This is a genomic window from Gemmatimonadota bacterium, assembly GCA_009692115.1.
Lineage (GTDB): Bacteria > Gemmatimonadota > Gemmatimonadetes > Gemmatimonadales > GWC2-71-9 > SHZU01.
This window is the reverse complement of sequence record SHZU01000001.1, coordinates 277,421-302,143: the sequence shown is the minus strand read 5'-3', so window position 1 is coordinate 302,143 and position 24,723 is coordinate 277,421. Positions and strand designations below refer to the sequence as shown.

Genomic DNA, 24,723 nt, shown 5'->3' with positions numbered 1-24,723 from the left:
TACCCCTCTATTGTTCGGGAGGTTTGACCGTGCATGATCCTCTGGAGTGGCGAGTGCAGTGACCCATTTTCCCGATGAATGGTTGGTGTCGGCCCTAGGCACTCTGGTAACTCCGGAGGTCGTGGCCGATTTGCGGAAGCGGGCCGGCGAGGGCGGGTCGCTCTGGCAGCAGCTGCTCGATCAGCGGGTGCTGGGCGATGATGCCGTGCTGCAGGCGGTGTCGACCCGGTTCCGGCTTCCGGTGGCGGACCTCAATCAGGTCGATCGCCGGGTCATCGAGCAGGTGCCCGAACAGCTGGCCCGGCGGTTCAACGTAATTCCGCTTCGGGCCACCGACAGTTGGGTCGATCTTGCCACCGCCAATCCATTCGACATGGACGCCGAAAAGATGCTGGCCTTTGCCACCGGACTCGAAGTCCGGTTGTCGATCTGCTCGCCGACGAAGATCCTGGAAAAGCTCGAAGAAGTCTATCGTCCCGACGATCTGGTCGAACGACTGTTGGACAGCTTCAAAGAAGCGCACGAGGTCACCCAGCTTCGGGACGAGCCCGATGATACCGCGAGCGGGGCCGATGAAGCCCGCGCCCGTCCGATCGTCAAGCTGGTCGACACGCTGTTGGCGGACGGGATCACCAGCCGGGCCAGCGACGTGCACATCGAACCCGGCGAAGGCGGGGTCGCGGTTCGGTATCGGATCGACGGGGTGCTCCGCGAGGTGATGAAGATTCCGCGGTCCGCCGGTATTCCACTCATCTCCCGGATCAAGATCATGTCTGGGATGGATATCGCGGACCGACTGCGGCCCCAGGACGGCCGGTGCCGGGTGGCGGTCAATGGCAACCCGGTCGATCTCCGGGTCTCGACCTTGCCGGCATCGTTAGGCGAGAAGGTTGTCATCCGGATTCTCAATACCCGGGCCACGCTCCTCAATCTCGACAATATCGGCTTCGACCCCGCCGAGCGGGCCACCTTCCAGAAGCTGCTCGACAGTAAGGAAGGGATTCTTCTGGTGACCGGGCCGACCGGTTCGGGGAAGACCACCACGCTCTACGCGGCGTTGCGGACGGTCCAGGCCACGGGCGTCAACATCGTCACGGTCGAGGACCCGGTCGAGTACCGGCTTGGCGAGAAGATCGTCCAAGTCCAAATCAACGAGAAGACGGGGATGACCTTTCCCGCCGCGCTCCGATCGATTCTCCGGCAAGACCCCGATGTGATTCTGATCGGCGAAATCCGCGATCAAGAAACCGCCCAGATCGCGGTCCAGGCGTCGCTCACGGGTCACTTGGTCCTCTCGACCCTGCATACCAATGATGCGCCGAACACCGTCACCCGGTTGGTCGACATCGGGATGGAGTCCTACAAGATCGGGGCGGCGCTTCGCGGGGTGGTGGCGCAGCGCTTGGTACGGCGGCTTTGCCTCGCCTGCAGGATTTCCGACACTGATCCGCTCCCCGGTCGGCTGGTCAAACACATTAAAGGCGGCGCGCCCCGCTTCAAGGCGGTCGGGTGTCCCGAATGTGCCCAAACCGGCTATCTCGGCCGGTTCGCTATTGTCGAGATACTGGTGATGAATCCGACCATCGAGCGGTTGGTCAGTGCCGGCGCCACCGCCGATCAGATCGCGACGGCGGCCCGGACCGCCGGAATGCGGTCGCTGTTCGAAAGCGCGATGACGAAGGTGTTGAGCGGTGACACCTCATTGGAGGAGGCTCTCCGGGTTACGGATCCTCCGCGAGACGACTTCGCCGCCGGGCCGCCGGTGCCGCTGGCCGAGCCTCGAGCCCGGCACACCCCTCAGACCCTTCGAGCGGTGATTCTCTCGCCTTCCGGCCCCGATCAGTTTTCGCAGGCGTTCGAATTGCTCGACGACACCGATCTCCCGACGGCCAAGTTCGAGTTGACCCGGAAAGGGTCGGTGGTCTTGCTGGTCGACGACGAGGATCAGCTCCGCCGGGTGATGCGAGACCTGCTCGAACGCCAAGGCTACACCATCGTCGAAGCCCGGGACGGCGCTGAGGCCCTCGCTGAGATCGACCGGGCCGCTCCGGACCTGGTGATCCTCGATCTCAACCTGCCAGGGGTCGACGGCTACACGGTCCTGTCTCAGGTTCGGTCGCGGGAGGCCACGAGGAACCTGCCGGTCATCGTGCTCACCGCTAAAGGTGATGAGGACAACGAAGTCCGGGTCATCGAGCTCGGCGCCGACGACTTTCTCACCAAGCCGTTTCGGGCCCGAGCGCTCGCGGCCCGGCTCGAGAGCCTCCTCGGCCGCCGCCGGGCCATCTGACCTCCGCCGCCCCGATTCGCTACATCGACATCTATCCGGTCCGGTGGGTGGCCGGCCGGATGGAGACTCTGATTCTCCGCCGGAGCCCGGCGGTCCGTTGCACCGGGGCGTGGGAATCCGTGCACGGTCATATCGAATCCGGCGAGCGTGCCGCCGAGGCCGCCGAGCGGGAGCTCCTCGAAGAAACCGGCCTCGTCGCGGTCCGGCTCTACAACCTGAGCCGGGCCGAGTATTTCTATCTGCACCGCAGCGATGAGGTGGCGCTGATCCCCGCGTTCGCCGGCGTCGTCGATGCCGAGGCCCCGGTGACCCTCTCCCAGGAACATGATGACTATCGGTGGCTCGGGATCGACGAGTCGCTGACAACCCTCGCCTGGCCCCGAGAGCGCCGAGCCGTGGCGGATCTAGCGGTCCTCCTCGGCGGGGGAGATGCCGGCCCCCTCGAAGACGTCCTCAGAATTCGCTGAGCCCGCCGAGCGCCGAGGATCAGTAGTCGGAAGCGTAGGTGAGGAACTTGTAGACACCGTTTCGCTCGATGATCGAGCCGAAGTGATGCCGTTCGATCGTCCGACCGTCCTGACGTACGAAGAGACGACATTCGTTCCAGAGTCTGATGAGCCCAGCCGGCTTTCCCAAGGTCGGGCAGCGGTGGCCGGTGGCGGCGAGGGGTTTGCCGCCGTCGCGGGCCAACACCCGGCCGATTCCTTTTTGGCTGGATTCGGGCATTCGAAACCAAACCAGTCCGGGTTTCTGCCGGTAGGGAGGCCGGCTGTATTCGCTGGCGGGGAAATAGAAATAGGCGAACTCTGCCTTGCTCAGGAGCAACCGGTTCAGGGCGAGCGTGTCATTGGTTTCGACGGCGGTGACGAACCGGCGGATCAATTCGACCCGGCTGGAGGCGCCGCCCGAAAGCGCGGTTGGCGCGGTTCCGGGCAGTGATGCCCTGAACCGCGTCAACTCGACTTCCGGTGTAAAAATACTATCGACGACCTGGACCGGCGGGAGTGCCAAAGCAGCCACTAACAGCAGCGGGGCTCGGCGCTTGGCACTCGGCATTCGGTCTAGTTCTCCTGATCCAGGGGTACTACGTCGGGCAACCGATGCCGCCCGAGGAGTTCGGGGCGTTCTTCCCGGTGCTCGGGTCTCGGCTTCGGGCTGCGATGCCGGCTGAAGTTGCGGGCTAACCGCCCAGCAGGAGTTTGAGTCCTGCCACGAGCAGGACGACCGCCAACAGCCGCCGAATCGCACTGACCGGCAACCGCCGGCTTCCATAGAAGCCGCCCAAACCACCCGCCGCGACCGCCACGATGGCCAGACTTCCGGCAATGGCCGGGAGCGGGCGGCCGCTCGAGATGAAGCCGCTCAACCCCGAGATCGAGTTGACCAGGATGAACGGTGCCGAGACGGCGGCGGTTTCCTTGGTGGTGGACCAGCCGAGCAGCAGCATCAGCGGGGTGAGGAAGATCCCTCCGCCGGTGCCGGTAAGGCCGGAGAGGAGGCCCAGACCGGCTCCTACCGCGAGGGCAACGGCGAGGGGCGGAAACCGGGTCACCGACGGGTCTTCGGTTCGGACGGCGAAGCGGGCGGCGGACAGGAGGAGGATGATCCCGACCAAGATCTTGAACAGGTCGGTTGGGATATGGATGTATCCGCCCAGAAATGCGGCCGGAACCGACAGGGCTGCAAAGGGCCAAAATCGGTTCCAGGCAAAGTACCCAGCGCGGTAGAATTGGTACGTGGTGAGGGTAGCGACGAGGATGTTGAGGACCAACGCGGTTGGGCGGACCACGGTCGCGGCCAGGCCGGCTAGGGTCAGCACCGCGATGTACCCGGACGCGCCAGCGTGGCCGACGGAGGCGTAGAGGAACGCGATGGCGCCAATGGCAACGTGGAGGAGCGCGAGGTCGGTTGGGGTCATCGACTCCAAATATATCGGCCTTACGGCTTGGGCGGCGGAGAACGGCCATCGTTTCGTGGCCAACCGGAAGCCTCTGATGCTTCGGCTGGCGCTGGAAGATGCTTTTCTGAAACCGCTGGCCAATACCCCCTGCGAGCTGACGGTCAAAGGTCACACCTTCAAGCTGGTGTCTGACGCCAAGGGCAAGATCGAGCACGAAATTCCCCCCGATGCTGAGGAAGCCAGCCTCGTCATCAAAGATCCCCAGGCCTCGTTCAACGGTCTGGTGATTCCGATCCTGATCGGCCACCTCGACCCGATCGATACGGTCTCAGGCCAGAACACCCGTGTGAATAATCTGGGCTACTTTGCGGGACCGTTGGACCAAGAAAACGAGGCGCTGTTCCGGTCGACGGTGGAGGAGTTTCAATGCGAGCACTTGGGGAAGGCCTACGTGGACGGGATCTCGGCGAGCTTGCTGGAACTCAAGCCGTTGCCGGTATTCGTCGGGCCTTCGGTTGGGGACGAGTTCAACACCGTTCGGTCATTGCTGCTCCCCTCCCCCTGCTTCCGGTGGGAGGACAATGCGTTCGACTTCGAATCCTCGTTTGCCTTCGACTTCGATGCCGGTCCGCCGAAGGAACTCATGGCGCTCCACCCCGGGAGCAAGCTGTCGATCTTCGGGTTGCTGACCCGGGATGTTGCCGTATGGGAGGATCTCTACTGCAACCACGACACCAAGGGCCGGGACAAGTGGGGGGTCAAGACCGGCCCCCCAAGTCCGACTAACGACCGAAACACGCACGGGCTCATTGTCGAAAATGCCTTCCCCCTCGCGGAGGTTGGGCTGCCGCCCGCCTTCAATGTGCCGGAGGAGGGAACGTTCGCGGCGTACGATCCGGACAATCGCCGCCGATTTGACCAGGGCTTTCGACAGGACGAGACCTTGTGGCTGGACAACGCCATGGGCTTCAGGGCGTCGGCGGGGTTCGTCCCGCCATTTGTACGATCGGTGGCGCCGGCGGACCTGAGGGCCAAGTCGTGGGCCGATCTATTCTTCTATCGGGAAGATGATGCCGACCTGAGCCCCGGTAGTCGTTTGGTTCGATCCGATGCAGCCTTCGCACCCGACCCGTAACCGCCGCGCAACTCAGAGTCCTTCCGAAGCCACTTCCGCGATCAGATCGCCAAGGTCGGCAATCCTGGTGCCTTTGGCACTCGAGGTCATGATCACCTCGTCGACTCCGAGCCCGAGCTCGGTGGCCCGGGACCGGTGCGCCACCGCCCGGGCCGACTGGGTCAACTTGTCGGACTTGGTCAGCACCACGATCGTCTCCCGCTTGGCATCGGCCAGCAACTCGCTCATGGTCAAGTCGTCCGCCGTCACGGGATGACGGATGTCGAGCAGCCACACCACCGCACGGAGGCCCGCCCGCCGGCTGATGGCGCCATTGATCAGCTGCCGGAGCCGCTTCCGTTCCGCCAACGACAATTTGGCGTAGCCGTATCCGGGCAGATCGAGCAGGTAGAACTCGGGGAATCGAAACGCGTTGAGGTGCTGGGTCTTGCCGGGGGTGGAGCTGGTCCGGGCGATCTTCCGCCCGACCACCGCATTGATGAGACTCGATTTGCCGACGTTGGACCGGCCCAGGAAGGCGACCTCGGGCAGCAATGGTTCGAGTAGGTAGAGCGGATCTGGAAAACTTCCGACGAATTCGAACGGCAGCGTGATGAGCGGCGAGGTGGGCGGTGGGCTCACGCCTCCTTGACCTTGCGGCGCTGCTCGGTCACCACGAGGGGCTGCTTGTGCTCGTTGATCGATTCCGGCGTGATCACCACTTCGCGAATGTCATCACGCGACGGAATCTCGAACATGATGTCGGTCATCACGGTTTCGAGGATGGCGCGGAGGCCGCGGGCGCCGGTGCCCCGTTTGAGGGCCTTCCGAGCCACCGACCGCAGGGCCTCCTGATCGAACGTCAGGCCCACGTCATCGAGTTCGAACAGTTTGTGATACTGTTTGGTAATCGAGTTCTTCGGCTCGGTGAGAATCCGGACTAAGGTCTCCTCGTCGAGGGCCTCGAGCGGCACGATGACCGGCAACCGGCCCACCAACTCGGGAATCAGGCCGAACCGGAGCAGGTCATCGGGCTCGGCGTCGGCGTAGGGATTCTTCTTGTCGACGTCCTTCCGCCGGTCGGCTTCGCCCTCGACGGGCACCCCCGCAAAGCCGATCTGCTGCCGCCCAACCCGGGCCTGGACGATCTTGTCGAGCCCGTCGAACGCCCCGCCACAGATGAACAGGATGTCCTTGGTGTTGATCTGGATGTATTCCTGCTGCGGATGCTTCCGGCCCCCCTGAGGCGGGACCGAAGCCACGGTGCCTTCCAAGATCTTGAGCAGGGCCTGCTGAACCCCTTCGCCGGACACATCGCGGGTGATGCTTGGGTTTTCCGACTTCCGGGCAATCTTGTCGATCTCGTCGATGTAGACGATGCCCCGTTCACACTCCGCCACGTTGAACTCGCCGGCCTGGAGCAGCCGCACCAAGATGTTCTCGACATCCTCGCCGACGTATCCGGCCTCAGTCAAGGTCGTGGCATCGGCGATGGTGAAGGGGACATCGAGAATCCGGGCCAGGGTCTGGGCCAGCAGGGTCTTGCCGACCCCGGTCGGTCCGAGCAGTAGAATGTTCGACTTGTCGAGTTCGACCTGGTTGTCCCGGCCGGCCGAGGCATTGATCCGCTTGTAATGGTTGTACACGGCAACGGCCAGGGTCCGTTTGGCGCGGTCCTGGCCGATCACATGCTGGTCAAGGACGTCTTTGATCTCACTCGGCGTTGGGACGTGGGTGATGTTGTCGACGACATCCCGATCCTCGTCCTCGGCCAGAATCTCATTGCAGAGGGTGATGCATTCGTTGCAGATATACACCGAAGGCCCGGAGATGAACTTCCGGACTGAATCCTTCGACTTCCCGCAGAAAGAACAGCGGAGGTGCTTGTCGTTGGACATGCCGCTCGGTGTTAGGGACGAGGTGTTAGGCCGTGGGACCGGTAGAAAGGTGGCCGGAGTGCTCCGGCTTCGTCAAGAGCGGCCGGCGGATCCCAGCAACTACCGGCTTCGGGCTTCGGCAAGGCCGACCGCGTAGTTGAAGAGGGTCGCATTGCCGTCAAGGCCGGCCAAACCGTGGCGTGGCGTCCGACGCTTACCAAGCTGGAACAAACGCCGGCTTCGCCACCTGCCGCAGTCCCGGGCCCGCCCCCGTCCCCGTCCACGATCACCGCCTTGAATTGCGCCAAAGCGGCCGCCCGGACCGATTGGTCGGCGGCGGCGGGCCTCTGTCAGAAGGAGGCCGAAGGAGGCGATGTCGCGGCCCAGCGGACCCTGGCCATGATGTACGACGAGGGCCGGGGAGTGGGCCAGGACAAGGCGCTCGCGGTGACGTGGTATAGCCGAGCGGCTTTGGGGGGTGATCACCGCGCCAATGAGCGGCTCGGCTACATGTATCGGGACGGGGCCGGCATCAAGCGGGACGAAAAACAGTCAGCTCAGTTCTTCAAGCGAGCGGCGGATGCCGGGCTCAATTTGAGTGCCCTCGAGTACGGGGTGGCGCTCGACGAGGGTCGGGGGGTGAGCCGGAACGACGCCGAAGGTGAAACCGAGTACCGGTCGCCACCGGGCTCGTCGGCCGGGTTGGCGAGGGGTTTGGATCGAATGCTGACGCCGTAGCGGTCGAAATTGCCGCCCAGGGGTAGTTGGCGTGGTCCACGCGACCGAGGCGACCAGCCTCGAACGGCCACCTTCAGGTCGAGCGCCCCCCGCCGAATGCCGAACGCCGAGTGCCGAGCCCTAGGCCCTCACCTTCGCCACATACACCTCATCAATGATTCCATAGGCCTTGGCTTCCTCTGCCGACATGTACCGGTCCCGATCGGAGTCGCGCTCGATGACCTCGCTTGGCTGCCCGGTGTGCTTGGCAAACAGGCTGTTCAGGAGCGAGCGGGTGTGGAGGATTTCGCGGGCGGCAATCTCGATATCCGCCGCGGTGCCTTGTGATCCGCTCGACGGCTGGTGAATCATGATCCGGGCGTGGGGCAGGGCCGCCCGCTTCCCCTTGGCTCCGGTGGCCAGTAGGAACGCGCCCATCGAGGCGGCCATGCCCATACAGATGGTGTTGACCGGCGCCCGCAAATGCTGGATCGTGTCGTAGATCGCGATCCCGCTATGGACATGGCCGCCCGGCGAATTGATGTACATGTAGATGTCTTTCTCGGGATTGTCGGCATCGAGAAAGAGTAGCTGGGCAATGATGATGTTGGCGACGTCGTCGTTGATCGGGGCGCCAAGGAACACGATCCGGTCCATCAACAACCGGGAGAAGATGTCGTAGGTCCGCTCGCCGCGGGGCGAACGTTCGATGATATAGGGCGGATAGAGCATCGTGCTCATGATGTGGCCTCTTCTATCGTGGACTGGCCCTTGAGGAACTCGAACACTTTGTCTTCAGTAATCCCGCGTTCGAGTTCCTGGAGGCGCTTGGCCTTTTCGAGTTGGGCATAGATCTCGTTCGGCGAAACGCCCCGCGCGGCCGCCAACGCCTGAATTCGTTGGTCGAGCTCGGCTTCGGTGGCGAACAGCTTGTGGACATCCGCCACGGCGCCTAACGCCAGCTCCCGCTTGACCTGGCCCTCGGCCACCGGGCGGAACTCGGCGTTGAACGCCTCTTCCTTCTCATGCGGAATCTTGTACGCGTGGAGGTAGGCATGGAGGGCTCGCCCTACCAAGGACGGCGGCGCTTCGATCCCGTTGGCGTTGATGACCTCCTGCAACAGACTCTCCCGCACCCCGCTGTCCGCTTCCCGTTCCGCCGACCGTTGGAGATCGGCCCGAATCGCCGTCTTGAGGGCCGCAACGTCGTCCAGGTCGCCGACGGACTTCGCGAAGGCGTCATCGAGCGGCGGCAGTTCTTGGCGTTTCACTTCATGGAGGGTGATGTGGACCTTCCGGGACGTGCCGCGCCGGGACTCATCGGGGTGGTCATCCGGGAACTTGATCTCGGTCTCGGCCGATTCGCCCGGCTTCAACGAGAGGACCCGCTCCTCGAGGGCCGGCATGGCCTGGCCCTGCCCGATCACGATGGTATACGGCTGGGCCGGCTTCCGTTCGCCATCCTCGACCGCCGCCACGTCCATCCGGACCATGTTCCCCTCGACCGGGGCCTGGCCTTCGACCGGGAGCCACGCCGCCTTGCTTTCTCGCAGCTGATGCAACTGCTCGGTCAGCATCTCGTCGGTGACCTTCGGGACGGTCCGGCTGACCTTGAAGCCGCCCACCTTGTCGAGCTTGATGTCCGGCCGAATCTCGACCAGGACCTCGAATTCGACCGGCTGGCCGTCCTCGAACTTGAGGTTCCGGACCGACGGGTCGGCGACCGGCTTTAAGTCCTCTGACACCCGAGCCTGTTCCCAACCTTCTCGGACCACCTCTTCGACGATGTATTGCTTGATCTCGTCGCCGAATCGCTTCCGGATGACGGCGGTTGGAGCCTTGCCAGGCCGAAAGCCCGGCAGGCGGACTCGCCGCCCGTATTCGACCACGGCCCGCTCTTCCGCGGCCCGGACCCGGTCGACCGGGACGGTAACCCTAAATGCTTTGGAGGCCGAGTCTTCGGCCGTCTTGGTAACGATGATTTCTGTCATGGCAGAGGGAAGATAATCGACTGCCGGACGCCCGGCAGCGGTGGATCGTGACTACTCCACCGCCACCTTGATTGGCAGGCTCTGGCTCACCGAGACGGCGCTGACCACCAGCCGCATGGCGTTGGCTACGGCGGGAGCCGCCACGCCGGTACCGAGCAGGAGGCAATTCACCGCCACCAGCCGGGCAGTCCACCGGTTGACCAGCGAGCGGTCGCGCGTCAGGAACACGGCCGCAGCGGCCGATCCATTGATCAGGAGGAATGCCAGAGCCGACCAACGAAACATCGTCTCAGCAAACGAACCGAGGGTCAGAGCGAAGGAATCCATGAGCTTCCTCATGTCGGTGAGAGTGCGAACGGCGGGAGTTGAACCCGCACCCCGTTAGGGACAGGATCCTAAGTCCTGCGCGTCTGCCAGTTTCGCCACGCTCGCGGAGGTAGCGTAATAGACTACAACCCCTCGTGCCGGGGCGCGAGAGGTTGTTTCGAGGTGCAACGGGGCCCTAGGGCCTTCGGAGCTTGGCCAACTCGCTCGTGGCCCGGGCGATCTCGGGCTCGAGCTGAACCAAGATCTCCTCGGTTCCAGCTGCCGAGCCGGAACGGCCAATCGCCTCGATCTGAGCGCAGAGGCCCGCTACCACCACGGCGCCGACCGAACCGGCGCTGCCCTTGAGCGCGTGGGCTGCCGACTTGAGCTCAGTTGGGTTCTTCGAGTCCACGGCCTGCCGGAGCCGGTCGGCGCGCACCGGCAGGTCCTCGAGGAACCCATCGATGAACTCGGTGACCACGTCGGGCTGACCCTCATCCTGGAGGGACCGGTAGCTCTCGAGAATGCTGTCGTCGATCACGGAACTGGTTTCCACGGGCACGGATGTCTCCACAGGCCGATTTCTCTGGCGCATCGGCCAACCGCCCCGATTCATTGAGGAGGGTATTATATTGCGACATATATAAGTGTCTATCTGACATGGACTTCCAACGCGGATGGCAGTGATGCACGTCACAAAAAAGGTGGGAATCGCCGCCGTCGGGTCGCTTCTGGCGATGACGGCCTGCGAACGAGCGGACCCTCGGCTCGAGAACCTGACCGTCGGGATTGCCAAGGACAGCGCCATTACCGCCATGGAAGGCGAGGTGCCGAAGCGGATCGATCGCTATCTCTACAACGGCCAGTACATCGAGGCCATGCTTTTTCCGCGGAAAGGCAAGACCGACTCCGCCGTGACGGCGGACCGGAAAATGACGCCGGTGGTGGTGATCAACGGCAAGCTGGCGGGGTGGGGTTGGGACTACTGGGACTCGACCGCAACGGCCAACCACATTGAAGTGGCCCCGAAGTAGGAGGCCAAAGTCGGGCGGAGGGTGAAATCCCTCCGCCCTTTCTGGCTTATTTGAGCTTGATTCGGACGATCTGACTCTGGGACCGCCCGTCCTGGGTTGGGGCCAGGACGCTCAACGTCACGACCTCTCCCGCTCGGGCCGCCTTGACCGCGGTGCGAAGATCGGCCTCGGTCCGGATCGGCTTGCCTTCGAAACTGGTAATGATGTTGAGGGGCTGGCTCGAGAGCAGGCCGTCCGCCGGGCCGTACGGATCGACCGACTCGACGATCACGCCCTTGGTACTCGTCGGTAAGGCGATCTGCTGGGCGATTTCCGGCGTGAGCGCGGTGACCGTGATGCCTAACCGCTCCTTCATCTCACTGATCCCGGCATCCGGAGTCGGGCTTCCGGCCGCCCCGCTCTTCTCGTCAGAGGCGAGTTGGGTGGTCTGGCCTTGAGCGACCAGCCGGATGTTGTAGGTCCGCCGAACGCCGCCCTTCCGGGCCACCTCGACCTTGACGACCTCGCCCGGCTTCTTGAACCCGACGTTCTGCTGCAATTGGGCGACGTACTCGACCTTCTGGCCATCGATGGTGACGACCAAGTCGCCCTGCTGGAGTCCGGCCGCCTTGGCCGGCGACCCATCGGTGAACTCGCTGATCTTGACGCCGTAAATCTCCGCCAGGCCCGCCCACTCGGCGTCGAGGTTCGTCACCTCGCCGACGACCACGCCCAACGCGGCCCGCTCGACTTTGCCCTTGGTGATCAATTGGTTCATGACCTGGCGGGCGAGGTCGATCGGGATGGCGAAGGCATAGCCGGCACTGACCCCGGTCGGGCTATAGATCGCCGAGTTGATCCCGATCACTTCGCCGCGGACGTTGAGCAACGGGCCCCCGGAGTTGCCCCGGTTGATCGCCGCATCGGTCTGGAGGAAGTCTTGAATCGACAGGTTGCCCCGGCCGGGGAGCGGGAGTTGCCCCCGCCCTTTGGCGCTCAGGATCCCGGAGGTAACGGTAAAGCTGAGCGACTCCGAGAGCGGGTTTCCAACCGCCAAGACCCATTCGCCGACCCGGGTGGTGGCACTGGCACCCAGCGTGGCCGGCGTCAACTGAATCCCCGCCTTGGGCGTGATCTTGATCACGGCCAAGTCGGTGTTGGGGTCGGTTCCGATCACTTTGGCGGTGTACTCGTGCCGATCAAGGAGCCGGACGGTCACTTGGTCGGCACCTTCGACCACGTGATTGTTGGTCAGAATGTACCCGTCACCGGAGACGATGAAGCCCGAGCCGGCACCGGTCTCGACCGGCGGCTCGGCCGCCCCACCCCGGTTCGGGCGGTTCCGTTGCGGCGGGCCGAAAAACTGCTCAAAGCCTTCGGGAACTCGGCGCTCGCCCCCGCGCTCGGTGCGACGGGACAGGATATAGACGACGCTCGGCCGGACCTGCTCCGCAACGCTTGCAAACGCGTCCGATAGGCTGACCAACGGCGCCACGGCGGCCGTCGGGACGTTCCGGGGCTGGGTCGTGGCCGCCGGGATGGCCTGAGGGTCGGATGGTTTGGGGTTTTGGGCCAGGCCCGACGACGGCAGGTCGAGCAGTCCAGCGAACAGAAGGCCGAGCATGAAGGCAAGCCCGACCAAGCCACCAAATTTGAGCCAATTCAACGACCGGACTGACATAGATGCTTGGGATCCTGCGCCGCAGCGGTTCTCGGTAGAGACTCAGATCTTGAAGGCGCCTTCCGCTGGGCCGCTACGGCCGTGGGTCGAAACCCGGCGGATGGCGCTCTTCAATATACCCGTGATGCCCGGAGCATGGCTCCGGTTGCACGGGTCCTACTTCTTGGGGTCGTCCACGATCTCGTAGTCGGCTTCGACGACGTCATCCGGCTTGCCCTGGGTCTGCTGCTGGCCGCCTTCGGACGTCTGGTCGTTCGGGCCTGACTCGGGGCTCGATTGGGCGGCACTCTGGTACAGGGATGCCCCCGCCGCCGAGTAGGCGGTGTTGAGGTCGTTCAACGCGGCGGTGATCCCGGTGGCATCGCCGTTCCGCAACGCCTGCTTGCCCGACTCGACTGAGGCGTCGAGCTTCTCCTTGAGGTCGGGGCTCAGTCGGTCAACCCACTCCTTCGAGTCCTTTTCGACCTTGTAGACCAGACCGTCGAGTTGATTCCGGGCTTCGATCCCGTCCCGCCGTTCCTTGTCGGCCACCGCGTTAGCCTCCGCCGTCTTGACCATCTTGTCGATATCGGCGTCCGAGAGGCCGCTCGAGGCCTCAATCCGGATCTTCTGCTCTTTGCTGGTGGCTTTGTCCTTGGCCGACACATGGAGGATGCCGTTGGCATCGATGTCGAAGGTGACCTCGACCTGCGGCATCCCCCGGGGGGCCGGGGGCATCCCGGTCAACTGGAACTTGCCGATGGTCCGGTTGTCGGTCGCCATCTGCCGTTCGCCCTGGAGGACATGGATTTCGACCGTGGTCTGGTTGTCCTCGGCGGTCGAGAAGACCTCCGATTTCTTGGTCGGGATGGTCGTGTTTCGTGGAATCAAGACCGTGGCGACACCGCCCAGGGTCTCGATTCCGAGTGAGAGTGGGGTCACGTCGAGAAGCAGGACATCCTTGACCTCACCGCCGAGGACCCCGCCCTGAATGGCGGCCCCAATGGCCACGACTTCGTCGGGATTGACCGACTTGTTCGGTTCCTTGCCGAAGAAGGTCTTGACGATTTCCTGGATCTTCGGAATCCGGGTTGAGCCGCCGACCAAAAGCACTTCGTCGATGTCCTTCTGGGTCAGGCCGGCATCTTTGAGCGCCTGCTGCATCGGCGGCAAGGTCCGCTGGATCAGGTCGTCGACCAACTGCTCGAACTTGGCCCGGGTCAGGGCCATGTTGAGGTGCTTCGGACCGGACTGATCGGCGGTAATGAACGGCAGGTTGATGTCGGTTTGCTGAGTGCTCGACAGCTCGCACTTGGCCTTTTCAGCCGCTTCTTTGAGCCGCTGGAGCGCCATCGGGTCCTTCGAGAGATCGATACCCTGGTCCTTCTTGAACTCGGTCACCAGCCAGTCGATCAGCCGCTGATCGAAGTCGTCGCCGCCGAGGTGGGTGTCGCCATTGGTGCTCTTGACCTCGAAGACGCCGTCAGCGAGGTCCAGGATCGAGATGTCGTACGTGCCGCCGCCCAAGTCGAACACGGCCACCTTCTCGTCTTTCTTCTTCTCGGTGCCGTACGCCAGGGCCGCGGCGGTCGGCTCGTTGATGATCCGGAGCACCTCGAGGCCCGCGATCTTGCCGGCATCCTTGGTGGCCTGCCGCTGCGCGTCGTTGAAGTAGGCCGGGACCGTAATGACGGCCTTGTCGACCGAATGACCCAGATAGTCTTCCGCGGTTTGCTTCATTTTCTGAAGGATCATGGCGGAGATCTCGGGGGGGGTGTAGTGCTTCCCGGCGATCTCGACCGAGGCCAAGCTGTTGGCGCCCGATCCGATCTTGTAGGGCACCCGTTTGGACTCCTCGGTGACCTCATTGAGCCGCCGCCCCATGAACCGCTTGATCGAGAAGATGGTCTGCTTGGGGTTGGTCACCGCTTGGCGCTTGGCCACCTGCCCAACCAGCCGCTCGCCGTCCTTGGTGAACGCGACGACCGAAGGCGTGGTCCGACCCCCTTCGGCGTTGGGGATGACGACGGGGTCGCCGCCTTCCATGACGGAGACCACGGAATTGGTGGTGCCGAGGTCAATACCGATGATTTTCGAGGCCATGGTGGCTCCTTGGAAAGGCCCAATGGTGATTGTCTGGGCGGTCTTTGGGCAATAGCCATACCTGCCATTTGCGCCAAAATGGCATAATGGCTCGGCGCTCGGTGGGGTGGCGGGGGCGGAGGGGGGGGGCTATCCTAGGGCGGTCGGAGGGGCTTGGCTTTGGGGCGAAAGTGGTGCGGTGCGTGGGTGTGATCCTGACGGTAGTGCTGGCCCTGGGGGGCGGACTCTTTGGGTCCTCCCGGAGTCTTGCGGCTCAAAACGGTCCGGTTCGGCTGAGCGGCTACGTTCGCTTGGAGGCGAACGGGGAGGTCGTTCGCTACGCCACCATCTCGGCCGACGGCCCCGAGTGCCGAGTGCCGAGCGCCAATTGCCGAGCCACCTCGAACCAGGACGGTTTCTATGTCCTGACCCTCTCGAAGGGGCTTCATACCATCCGGGTTCGGGCCCTCGGCTATGCGGCTCGGGTCGATACCCTGGTGTTGGCTGGGTCGGCGAGCCGGGACTTTCGGCTCGCGGCGCTCCCCTTCGAGCTCGAGGAGGTCCGGGTCAGCGGCACCCGCGACTCGTCCGACGTCGATCCGAGCAGTCCTGAAATGAGCACGGCCCGGCTCGATCTCAAGACGGTTCGGTTCGTCCCCGTGGTGCTCGGTGAGGTCGATCCGATCCGGACCCTGACGCTCCTGCCAGGGGTCACCACAGTCAGTGACTTCTCGACCGGGTTTAGTGTCCGGGGCGGCACCACCGACCAGAACCTGATTCTCCTCGACGAATCCACGATCTACAATCCGGCCCATGTCTTTGGGTTCTTCTCCGTCTTCAACGGCGATGCGATCGATGACGTGAAGCTCTACAAGGGGGCGATCCCGGCCCGGTATGGGGGCCGGTTGTCATCGGTTCTCGACGTCCGCCAGCGGGAAGGGAATGCGAAGCAGTTCGAGGGCAACGGGACCGTGGGTCTCTTGTCGAGCCGGTTGTCGGTGGAGGGGCCGTTGCCGAGCCAGGTTGGGTCGTATCTGGTGGCGGGCCGGCGGACCTATGCCGATCTCTTCCTCAAGCTGTCGAGCGATCCCGATCTCAACCAGAATGTGGCCTACTTCTATGACCTGAACGCCAAGGGGAATGTCCGGCTTGGTTCGAGCGGGACGCTGATGGCCTCGGGCTACTTCGGCCGGGACCGCTTCAAGGTGGCCGACCAGTTTGCGGCGAGTTGGGGCAACGTGGCCGGGACCCTGCGGTGGAACCAAGCCTTTGGAAATCGGTTGTTCTCGAAAGCGGTTCTCGCGGTCAGCGACTACGACTACGGGCTCGAATTCCTCGGGTTCGGCCGCGACCTCCGGTGGACCTCGCGGATCGGGAGCGCCGATTTCAAGCTCAACGAGACCTACCATATCGGCAACGGGAACCTGCTCGAGTTCGGCGGAGAGCTCACCAGCTTCGATCTCAAACCCGGGAGCATCCGTCCGGTCGGGAATTCGCCGGTGCTTCCGATTGACCTGCAGCAGCGTTTTGGCGTCGCGCCCGCGCTCCATCTCAGCCACGAAATCGAGCTCGGCCCCAAGGTGTCTCTTCGCTATGGCGCCCGGCTGGCGGGGTTTTGGCGGACCGGGCGAGCCACGATCTATCGCTACGCCGGCGCCGGGCCGCTCGCCTATGATCCGGCGCTGGGCCGCTATCAGCGGGGCACCGTCATCGACAGCACGGTGTACCGCGACGGCGAGTCGATCGCCTCGTTCAGCGGCCTCGAGCCCCGGGCTTCGATCCGGGTCGGGTTGTCCCGGACGGCGAGTCTCAAGGCGAGCTATACCCGGACTCGCCAATACCTCCATCTGGTGTCCAACACCAACTCACCGACGCCGGTTGACATCTGGGAACCGGTGGGGCCCTATCTCAAACCCCAGGTCGCCGATCAAATGGCGTTAGGCTATGCCAGCACCTGGGGTGGCGAAGCCTACGAATTTTCGGTGGAGGGGTACTACAAACGGCTCCGGAACGTGACCGACTTCATCGACGGAGCCGATCTAGGGCTGAATGACCGCCTCGAAACCGAAATGCTCCAGGGCGACGGCCGGGCGTACGGCCTCGAATTCTATGCCCGGAAACGGACCGGCGACCTCACCGGCTGGTTGAGCTATACCCTGAGCCGGTCGGAGCGCCGCCTCCGCGGCCTCACGGCCGATGACCCAGGCATCAACGGCGGCCGCTACTACCCTTCGCCGTTCGACAAGACCCACGACGTGTCGGCGGTGGGGTTCCTGCCACTCAACCGGAAGTGGACCCTTGGTGGCACCTTCGTGCTGGCCACTGGCCTCCCGATGACCTACCCCGAGTCGCGGTATCAGTACAACGGCCTCGTGGTCGTCGAGTACGGCCCCCGGAACGCGTCCCGGCTCCCGATCTATCATCGCCTCGATCTGACGTTCACCCGAACGTCGGGCTCCAAGCAGTGGCAGTTTGGGCTCTACAATCTCTACAACCGCTTCAACGCCCAGTCGATCAGTTTCCGTCAGGCGGAGTCGAACCCGCTCCAGGTCGAGGCGGTCCAAACGTCCATCTTTGGGATCGTGCCCAGTGTCAGTTTCTCGTTCCGGTTTTAAGTGGCTGCTGGTGGCGCTGGCCGCCGCCGGCTGCACTCGCGTGGTGGATCTGACCGTCAGCCAAGGACCGGTTCGCCTGGTGATCGAGGGCCGAATCGAGCTGCGTGACAACGACCCGGTGGCCCGGCAGCGGATTCGCCTGACCACGACCGATGCGTACCAGAGTTCGGCGCCCCCTCCGCCGGCCCGGGGCGCCGTTGTCCGAGTAGCCGACGATGCCGGTCGGAGCTTTGCGTTTACCGAATCAGCCACCGAGCCCGGTGTCTACCAGCGGGATGGGCTGGCGCCCGTCATTGGGGCCCGGTACACCCTCACCATCGATTTTGACGGGGAGCGGTACGAGGGCTCGCACCAACTCAATCCGGTGGCCCCGATCGACTCGCTCTATTTCATCTATCGGGAGCAGGGCTTGGCCCAAGGCGACTCCGGGTTTCGGGCGTTGATCGACTACGCCGATCCGGCCGGCACCAAGAACTACTATCTCTGGGAACTCCTGGTCGACGGTAAGCCCCGGCTCAATACCGATCCCGGCAACCAATTTCGGATCATCAGCGATGACCGGTTCTACGACGGCGGCCGGGTGATCGGGTATCAACCCTACGACGAAGAGGTGGTCGAACCGGGCCAGCAGGTCACCCTGCGCCAGGTCGCTCTCTCGGAAGGCGGCTTTCGGTACTACACCGCACTCTTCAAGCAGACCACCGGCGGAGGCGGCCCGTTCTCCACCCCCCCCGCATCGGTCCGCGGCAACATGTCGAACCGCACCAACCAGTCCCACTATCCGCTCGGCTACTTCTTCTCCGCCCAAGTGTCCGAGCGCACTACCCCCGTCCCACCCCGCTAGCGCCGAGTGCCGAGTGCCGAGCGCCGAGCGCCGAGTTTCTAATTCGGCAGCCGACTGACCACCTTGCCTGCGGCGTCAAGGAACTCGAGGCTCGCGACGCCGAGCGAGTCGACCTGGAGCCGGATTCGCGGCTTGCCCTCCCGGTCGGATAGGTTGAGCACCGCGGCTTTGGCTCGGTTCCGGCCGACGTAGACGCGCTCGGCGTACATGGGCACTCCGTTCTTCGGCTCGAGTAGCTTGGCCCGGGCGTCAACCTTGGCTGGGCCGTCGGGCATTTTGTTGACCGAGTCCATCTGCGCCACCACCTCCATGATCGGGACGTCGGCTCGGTCGGCGAACGTCAGGCCGGTTCGACGGGTGCCGTTCTCGTCGATGTATTGAAGGACCACCACCTGATCCTGGTTGTACTGGTCGAATGACATGTGGACACCCGAGGTGAACTTGCCGTTCTCGGTCTTGCCGTAGAACGTCAGTCCACCGTTTTCGGTGCCCTCATCGTTGAAGAAGATGATCCCGGGCCGGCTCCCACCCGGATATCCGAACGGTTTGCCATAAGCGATCGGGCCGATCGAACGGGGCCGGTTCGAGAGGACCATCCGGTAGTGGCCGTTCGGCTCGACGATGTTGATCCGTTCGACATCGATCTCGGTGAACTTGGCTTTCTGGGTCTGTGTGAAGGCGCTGACCGAGAAGACGGTGAGCAGGAGCGTCGTGATCAAGCCGTAGGTTCTGAGGATTCGGAGTTCATGGTGGTTGCGATCGGTCATGGCGGGATCGGGTTGGGGTTGCCCCAAAGCTAGCCAAGCCGACCCCGTTGCCACACCACTACGGGGCAACCCCCCGGCTCAACTCCGGATTCCCCGGGTCGGTCTGAAAGGCCCAGTCGAGAATGATCAGGTCGCGCCCGACGTGGCTCACGCGGAGGGCGCCGTAGCGGCTGATCTTCGACCCGGGGATCGGATTCGGCAAGACGACGGCCCAGACGGCGGCGATTCTGGCCCGGATCGGCGAGTTCTGGACGTTAGGCGTCCGGCTCCTGGTGGGGCATTCCCGGAAGTCATTTCTCAAAGCATGGTTCGCGCCGGGCGGGTCTGGACCGTGCGCCACCGCCGCCGATCGAGAGACCGAGACGCTGGCCTTGACCCAGCATTTGGCGGCCTGGGCGGTGGACTACGTCCGGGTCCATGACGTCGAGGCCAATGCCCGGCTGCTGCGAGCGGGGGCTATGGTCCGGGCCCCCGATCGCTGGAGCGTGTCTTAGCGGGCCGCCGGGCTCGCCACGTGAACCGGCGGCCGGCGCTGGTGCCACGGCGCCGCTTGCTCGAGGTGGCCGGCGATGTTGAGCAACGTGGCCTCGTCGCCCCAGGGCGCGACGAATTGAACCCCGACCGGGAGCCCGGCCGGGGTTTGGTGCAACGGCAGGCTGATGGCCGGTTGGCCGGTCATGTTGTAGAGGCCGGTAAAGGGCACCCGGCCGAACAGGAAGTCGTAGTACGCCTTGGCGTTCGCCACTGGAGCGTCTTGGTTGAACGTGCCTAACGGAAGCGGCGGGTCCGACAGGACTGGGGTAATCAGCAGGTCATACTGGGTAAAGAACGGCGCCACCGCCCGGCACACCAAGTTGGCGAAGACATCGGCCATCTCCAGGTCGAGCAAGCTGAGGCTTCGGCCATGCTCGAAACTGGCCCAGGTGGCGGCCTCGAGGTTGTCGGGTGACGGGGTGAGCCCAAGCATCTGCGACGCCCCGGCAATGCCCCCGGCCAAGAATCCGCACCAGTAGGTCAGGTTGGCCGCGTGGAACAGTCCCTCGTCGTAGCTCGGCGTGGCTTCCGTTACGTGGTGCCCCGCCGACTCGCAGAGCGCAGCGGCGAGTTCGACCGCCCGCCGGCACTCGGGATCAATCACCGCGTTCATCATCCCGTGGGTCGAGAACGCGATCTTGAGTTTTCGAGGGGGCGTGGCCGCCTCGACCGCGTAGGGGCGGACCGGCCGCGGAATGATGAACCGGTCGCCGGGGGATGGGCCTTCGTCGGCGTCGAGCATCGCGGCACAGTCGCGGACGGTACGAGTCACGACATGCTCGATACCCATGCCGTGCAACGCCTCCCCGTACTCGGGTCCGACGGGCGTGCGCCCCCGGGTGGGCTTGAGCCCCACCAGGCCGCAGTTCGAAGCCGGGACCCGAATTGATCCGCCCCCATCGTTGGCGTGAGCGATCGGAACGATCCCCGCCGCAACCGCCGCCGCCGACCCCCCGCTCGAGCCACCCGCGCTTCGGGTCAGGTCCCAGGGATTCTTGGTCGATCCATAGAGGACCGGCTCGGTGTTGGCATTGAAGCCAAACTCCGGGGTGTTGGTCCGGCCGAGAAAATTGACCCCCGCGTCGAGGAACTTCCGCGCCAGATCCGTATCATGGGGCGACACGAACCGGCCCGCCAGCAAGCGGCTCCCCGCATCGCTCGGAACGCCCTTGAGGTGGAGGACCAGGTCCTTGATCAGAAACGGAACCCCGTGGAACGCGCCCCCCTTGGGCTGGCTCGCAAACCGGGTTTCCCAGTCGCTGATCGGCGCGATGACGGCGTTGATCGTTGGATTGACCGCGGCGATCCCTTCGAACGCCAGCCGGGCGAGTTCCGCCGGGGTGACCTGCTTGGTCCGGACCAGCTCGGCCAAGCCGAGGGCGTCGTAGCGGGCGTACTCGGAGAGGTTCATGGGCTTGGGCTATTGGATGGCGACGAGGTCGATCTGGAACACGAGGACGGCATTGGCCGGGATCGGGCCCTGGGCGGTGCCGCCGTAGCCCAACGACGGCGGAATGACCAGCTGTCGGCGCCCCCCGATGGCCATACCCCGGGCTCCCTCATCGAAGCCCTTGATGACCTGTCCAAGGCCCACCGTGAACTGGAACGGGTTGCTGGGTGGTTGATTGGCGTCGAACTGGGTGCCATTCGTCAGCCAGCCGATGTAATGAATGGAGACCCGTTTGCCGACTAACACCGTGGCGCCCGCACCGAGGGTAAGGTCACGATAGTAGAGCCCGGAAGCCGTCTTGGTCATCTTGGACACGTCGATGCCCAAGGCTGGCGCAAAAGTAATCATGGTGATGTCAGGGTCAGGGACCGGGCCGGTGGCTTCGGAGCCGCAGCCCCCCGCCACCACCGCCACCGCAAGGAACGTCAGAACTTTTTTCATCCCCCAAAATACACCGCCGAGCGCCGAGTGCCGAGTGCCGAATGCCGAGCGCCGAGTGCCGAGTACTTGTGGCCCAGCCCCTTGGGCCGTCTATTTAATCCGTTCCCTCTGTCATTCTGGAGCTTGCCATGCGTTGTCTCATCGGCCCCGCCGCCTTGCTACTCGTCGCGTCTGCCACCTCGGCCCAACAAACTCCGTCTGCGCGGGCGGCAGTGGATTCGGTGCTTCGGTCCGAACGGTTCGTCGCGCCGGCCCAGTCCATCGCGGATGCGGTGCTCGCTCCGCGGTATCGCAATGTGTCGTTGACGGAGATCAACTCGGAACGAACCTGGTTCATCAATGAACTCGGCGACGGCCCGGTCACGATGGAGGTGTTCTCGAAGCCGTTTCATGAGTTGGGTGGATTGTTCCTCGACTTTCGGGCCCATCGGAATCGGAATCTGACGATCCGGAGCAACGTTGGCCTCGAGTTGATCGCCGCACGCGATGGATCGACGACCCCGGTGGCGCTGCCGGCTGGGGTCAGGATTTCCGACGCGGCCTGGAGCCCGGACGGAAAGAGCGTGGCGTTCTTCGGTCACACACCGGACGGGAGCCACCTCTGGGTGGCCGACGCGGCCACCGGCAAAGCCCGCCAGGTCACCAAAGTGCCGGTGCTGGCCACGCTGACGACCGGCTTCGAGTGGACCGATGACAGCCGGCAGCTGGCCACGGTGCTGATGCCGGAACCCCGCGGCTCCATGCCGGTCGAGTCGGCGGTGCCAACGGGGCCCCAGGTCAAACTCGCTGAGGAAAAGGACAAGAATCGGCTCCGGAACTACGCCAGTTTGATGGCGACGCCCCATCACCAGGCGCTGCTCGAGTGGCACACCACCGGCCAAGTCGCACTGGTCGACGTCCAAACCAGGGCGGTGACCAAAATTGGGCAACCGGCGATGGTCGAGCGGGTCGATGTGGCGCCCGACGGGAAGTACCTTCGGGTGACTCGGATGAAGAAGCCGTTCTCGTACATCGTGCCGGTCGGGAATTTTGGCCGGGTCGAAGAGTTGTGGAGCGCCGCAGGGGCCGTGGTCGCGAAGCTGACGGAAGAACCGCTCAACGTCGGGGTCGACACCAGCCGGACTCCGACCGCACCGGGCGTTGGAGGCGGAGACGCCGCCCGCGACGGCCGCCGGGAGATCGTCTGGCGTCCCGACGGCCCGGGGCTTTGGTTTCTGGAGCAAGGATCGGAACCGACCGGAAGCGACACCTTGGCCATCGGCGACGAACGGCCGCGGCGCAAGGACCGGCTCCGCCAATGGCTTCCGCCTTACGACTCGGCCCAAATCACGACAGTGTTGGAGAACGGATCCCGGCTTTCAACCCTGCGCTTTGCCCTCAACGGCAAGACGGTGTTCTTGAGCGAACGGACCGGCCAGAACGTCCACGAGTTTGCCCTGTTTCTGGCCGAGCCAACGAAGAAATACACGGTGGCCCGATACCGTGCCGACGACGTGTACGCCAACCCGGGCACCTTGATTCCGGAGTTCGGCCTGATGCCGGTGGCCAATCCGTTTGCCGAATTCGGGGTCCCCGGCCGGGTGATCCGGCCGGTCAAGGTTTCCTCGGACGGTGAGCGGGCGTTCTTGGCCGGCACCACGTACGACCGGAACCCGACCATCACCGGGCCTAAGACCTTCATCGACCGGATCGAGCTTCGAACCGGTGAGAAGACCCGGCTCTTCGAGAGCGGGAACGACCGCCTCTCCGAACGGGTGCTCGCCTATCAGAAGCTCGACTCCGTGCAATTGATTGTGTCTCGCGAGTCGGCCACCGAACCGCCGCAGTCGTTTCGACGCGACCGGGACGCTCTGGTCCAATTGACGCAGAATGTCGATCCCACGCCCGACCTGACCCGGGCACCGAAGGAAAGCTTCATCGTCGAGCGGCCCGATGGGTTCAAGTTCAAGGTCAATGTCACGCTGCCTCCCGGCTACCAGCCCGGGACCCGGCTGCCGGCCATGTTCTGGTTTTACCCGCGGGAGTACGCGGGGCAAGCGGAATACGACCGCGGGGCGCGGACTTTCAATCGGAACGCCTTCCAGGTCTTCGGTGCCCGATCGATGCAGATCTTGGCTCGCGCGGGGTACGCGGTGGTGGAGCCGGATGCGCCGATCGTCGGATCGGCGGGGCAGATGAACAACAACTATGAGAACGACCTCCGGAACAATTTGGCGGCCGTCATCGATGAGATCGATCGGCGTGGGCTCGTCGACCGGACTCGGATCGGGATCGGCGGCCACAGCTACGGCGCGTTCTCGACGGTCAATGCGATGGCGCACACCCCGTTCTTCAAGGCGGGCATTGCCGGGGACGGCAACTACAACCGGACTCTGACCCCGCTCGCCTTCCAGAGCGAACGCCGGGATCTGTGGGAGGCGAAGGACACCTATCTCCAAATGTCGCCGCTGCTGCACGCCAATAACTTGACCGGGGCGCTCCTGATGTACCACGGTCTCGGCGACCAGAACGTCGGCACGGATCCGATCAATTCGCCCCGGCTGTTTCAGGCGTTGAACGGCCTCGGCAAACCGACGGCGATGTATCTCTATCCGTTCGAGGACCACGGTCCGGCCACCAAGGAAACGCTGTTGGATCTCTGGGGACGGTGGACGGCCTGGTTGGACAAGTACGTCAAGAACGCCGGCCCCAACGGGAAAGACGTGAGCTGAAGGCTACCGGCGTTCGAACGTGATCCGAGTGGCGTTCGGGTCGGTCGGAAATAGCAGGTAGATGGAATTCGAGCCGAGGACCCGTCCGGCCATGACGAGGGTCTGGGGGGTGGTTGGGGAGGCGAAGACGAGGCTGATCTGGATGTTGGCGTCGAATCGGAGTCCCTGGGCCGTCAGCGGGTTGGTGCCCGATCCGACCTGGGGCGTCCACTCACCGGTTCCGGTGACGGTGTGGTTGTCCTCGGTCAGGTCCAGAGTGACGAAGCCGATCCCCAGCCCGTTCACCGTGCCGCGCCACCGTCCGGACATCGAGTCGAGGGTGGGGTCGGTCGAACCGCACCCGATGAGGAGGACGAGGGCGACGAGTCCGGCGAAGACACGAGTCATCCCCGAATTGTAGCAGGTCCGGCC

Annotated in this window: 23 protein-coding genes and 1 tRNA gene; 9 read left to right on the top strand and 15 right to left on the bottom strand. The window is 64.2% G+C overall.

Annotation, left to right across the window (positions count from 1 at the left end; genetic code table 11):
• The first annotated feature begins 46 nt into the window (after positions 1-46).
• Both EXR94_01445 and EXR94_01440 read left to right on the top strand, forming a co-directional pair.
• Positions 47-2,290, top strand: a complete 2,244-nt coding sequence (locus tag EXR94_01445; protein ID MSR01392.1) for a type II/IV secretion system protein — start codon at positions 47-49, stop codon at positions 2,288-2,290.
• 59 nt (positions 2,291-2,349) lie between these two features.
• A complete protein-coding gene (locus EXR94_01440; protein ID MSR01391.1) occupies positions 2,350-2,757 on the top strand; it encodes an NUDIX domain-containing protein in 408 nt (135 codons plus the stop codon).
• A 19-nt stretch (positions 2,758-2,776) separates the two neighbouring features.
• On the opposite strand, the gene EXR94_01435 is transcribed toward EXR94_01440, so the two are convergent.
• Both EXR94_01435 and EXR94_01430 read right to left on the bottom strand, forming a co-directional pair.
• Positions 2,777-3,346: a hypothetical protein gene (locus tag EXR94_01435; protein ID MSR01390.1), complete on the bottom strand. Its 570-nt coding sequence runs from the start codon at positions 3,344-3,346 to the stop codon at positions 2,777-2,779.
• 124 nt (positions 3,347-3,470) lie between these two features.
• Positions 3,471-4,208, bottom strand: a complete 738-nt coding sequence (locus EXR94_01430) for a sulfite exporter TauE/SafE family protein (GenBank protein MSR01389.1) — start codon at positions 4,206-4,208, stop codon at positions 3,471-3,473.
• Positions 4,209-4,284: 76 nt separating this feature from the next.
• Between EXR94_01430 and EXR94_01425 the strand changes: the two genes are divergently transcribed.
• Positions 4,285-5,325 carry a hypothetical protein gene (locus EXR94_01425; protein ID MSR01388.1) on the top strand — a complete coding sequence of 347 codons (1,041 nt, stop codon included), beginning with the start codon at positions 4,285-4,287 and terminating at the stop codon, positions 5,323-5,325.
• Between the two features lie 12 nt (positions 5,326-5,337).
• On the opposite strand, the gene ysxC is transcribed toward EXR94_01425, so the two are convergent.
• Together ysxC and clpX are read right to left on the bottom strand one after the other, a co-directional pair.
• The gene (gene ysxC, locus EXR94_01420) at positions 5,338-6,009 is read right to left on the bottom strand and encodes a ribosome biogenesis GTP-binding protein YsxC (GenBank protein ID MSR01387.1); all 672 of its coding nucleotides are present in this window, start codon (positions 6,007-6,009) and stop codon (positions 5,338-5,340) included.
• Positions 5,943-7,202: an ATP-dependent Clp protease ATP-binding subunit ClpX gene (gene clpX, locus EXR94_01415; protein ID MSR01386.1), complete on the bottom strand. Its 1,260-nt coding sequence runs from the start codon at positions 7,200-7,202 to the stop codon at positions 5,943-5,945. The genes ysxC and clpX overlap by 67 nt, the downstream gene beginning before the upstream one ends.
• Positions 7,203-7,475: 273 nt before the next feature.
• Here clpX and EXR94_01410 point away from each other — a divergent pair, with 273 nt between their 5' ends.
• Positions 7,476-7,919: a sel1 repeat family protein gene (locus EXR94_01410; protein ID MSR01385.1), complete on the top strand. Its 444-nt coding sequence runs from the start codon at positions 7,476-7,478 to the stop codon at positions 7,917-7,919.
• Positions 7,920-8,039: 120 nt separating this feature from the next.
• Here the strand turns inward: EXR94_01410 and EXR94_01405 are convergent, their stop codons facing one another.
• From EXR94_01405 to EXR94_01385, 5 genes are all read right to left on the bottom strand, one after another.
• Positions 8,040-8,630, bottom strand: a complete 591-nt coding sequence (locus EXR94_01405; protein MSR01384.1) for an ATP-dependent Clp protease proteolytic subunit — start codon at positions 8,628-8,630, stop codon at positions 8,040-8,042.
• Between the two features lie 5 nt (positions 8,631-8,635).
• Positions 8,636-9,889: a trigger factor gene (gene tig, locus EXR94_01400; protein ID MSR01383.1), complete on the bottom strand. Its 1,254-nt coding sequence runs from the start codon at positions 9,887-9,889 to the stop codon at positions 8,636-8,638.
• Positions 9,890-9,940: 51 nt separating this feature from the next.
• On the bottom strand, positions 9,941-10,216 hold the full coding sequence (locus EXR94_01395) for a hypothetical protein (GenBank protein ID MSR01382.1): 276 nt from the start codon (positions 10,214-10,216) through the stop codon (positions 9,941-9,943).
• Positions 10,217-10,239: 23 nt separating this feature from the next.
• Positions 10,240-10,321, bottom strand: a tRNA-Leu gene (locus EXR94_01390).
• Positions 10,322-10,391: 70 nt separating this feature from the next.
• Positions 10,392-11,012: an Hpt domain-containing protein gene (locus EXR94_01385; protein ID MSR01381.1), complete on the bottom strand. Its 621-nt coding sequence runs from the start codon at positions 11,010-11,012 to the stop codon at positions 10,392-10,394.
• On the opposite strand from EXR94_01385, the gene EXR94_01380 reads away from it, so the two are divergent.
• A complete protein-coding gene (locus EXR94_01380) occupies positions 11,011-11,229 on the top strand; it encodes a hypothetical protein (protein MSR01380.1) in 219 nt (72 codons plus the stop codon). The two genes, EXR94_01385 and EXR94_01380, sit on opposite strands and share 2 nt — an antisense overlap.
• A 46-nt stretch (positions 11,230-11,275) precedes the next feature.
• On the opposite strand, the gene EXR94_01375 is transcribed toward EXR94_01380, so the two are convergent.
• On the bottom strand, positions 11,276-12,889 hold the full coding sequence (locus tag EXR94_01375) for a PDZ domain-containing protein (protein MSR01379.1): 1,614 nt from the start codon (positions 12,887-12,889) through the stop codon (positions 11,276-11,278).
• 156 nt (positions 12,890-13,045) lie between these two features.
• Positions 13,046-14,971 (bottom strand): molecular chaperone DnaK, encoded by a 1,926-nt coding sequence (gene dnaK / locus EXR94_01370; GenBank protein MSR01378.1) that lies wholly within the window; start codon positions 14,969-14,971, stop codon positions 13,046-13,048.
• A gap of 86 nt (positions 14,972-15,057) precedes the next feature.
• On the opposite strand from dnaK, the gene EXR94_01365 reads away from it, so the two are divergent.
• Complete coding sequence (locus tag EXR94_01365) at positions 15,058-17,565, top strand: hypothetical protein (GenBank protein ID MSR01377.1); 2,508 nt, start codon at positions 15,058-15,060, stop codon at positions 17,563-17,565.
• The gene (locus tag EXR94_01360; GenBank protein ID MSR01376.1) at positions 17,423-18,409 is read left to right on the top strand and encodes a DUF4249 domain-containing protein; all 987 of its coding nucleotides are present in this window, start codon (positions 17,423-17,425) and stop codon (positions 18,407-18,409) included. Before EXR94_01365 ends, EXR94_01360 begins: the two co-directional genes overlap by 143 nt.
• A 38-nt stretch (positions 18,410-18,447) precedes the next feature.
• On the opposite strand, the gene EXR94_01355 is transcribed toward EXR94_01360, so the two are convergent.
• Complete coding sequence (locus EXR94_01355; GenBank protein ID MSR01375.1) at positions 18,448-19,176, bottom strand: hypothetical protein; 729 nt, start codon at positions 19,174-19,176, stop codon at positions 18,448-18,450.
• Positions 19,177-19,346: 170 nt separating this feature from the next.
• On the opposite strand from EXR94_01355, the gene EXR94_01350 reads away from it, so the two are divergent.
• Complete coding sequence (locus tag EXR94_01350) at positions 19,347-19,670, top strand: hypothetical protein (GenBank protein MSR01374.1); 324 nt, start codon at positions 19,347-19,349, stop codon at positions 19,668-19,670.
• Here the strand turns inward: EXR94_01350 and EXR94_01345 are convergent.
• On the bottom strand, positions 19,667-21,121 hold the full coding sequence (locus tag EXR94_01345; protein MSR01373.1) for an amidase: 1,455 nt from the start codon (positions 21,119-21,121) through the stop codon (positions 19,667-19,669). The two genes, EXR94_01350 and EXR94_01345, sit on opposite strands and share 4 nt — an antisense overlap.
• 9 nt (positions 21,122-21,130) lie before the next feature.
• The gene (locus EXR94_01340) at positions 21,131-21,466 is read right to left on the bottom strand and encodes an FKBP-type peptidyl-prolyl cis-trans isomerase (protein ID MSR01372.1); all 336 of its coding nucleotides are present in this window, start codon (positions 21,464-21,466) and stop codon (positions 21,131-21,133) included.
• Positions 21,467-21,729: 263 nt separating this feature from the next.
• Here EXR94_01340 and EXR94_01335 point away from each other — a divergent pair, with 263 nt between their 5' ends.
• Positions 21,730-24,312, top strand: coding sequence for a S9 family peptidase (locus EXR94_01335; GenBank protein MSR01371.1), 2,583 nt, complete (start codon positions 21,730-21,732; stop codon positions 24,310-24,312).
• Between the two features lie 3 nt (positions 24,313-24,315).
• Here the strand turns inward: EXR94_01335 and EXR94_01330 are convergent, their stop codons facing one another.
• Positions 24,316-24,699, bottom strand: a complete 384-nt coding sequence (locus tag EXR94_01330; GenBank protein ID MSR01370.1) for a hypothetical protein — start codon at positions 24,697-24,699, stop codon at positions 24,316-24,318.
• Positions 24,700-24,723 lie beyond the last annotated feature (24 nt).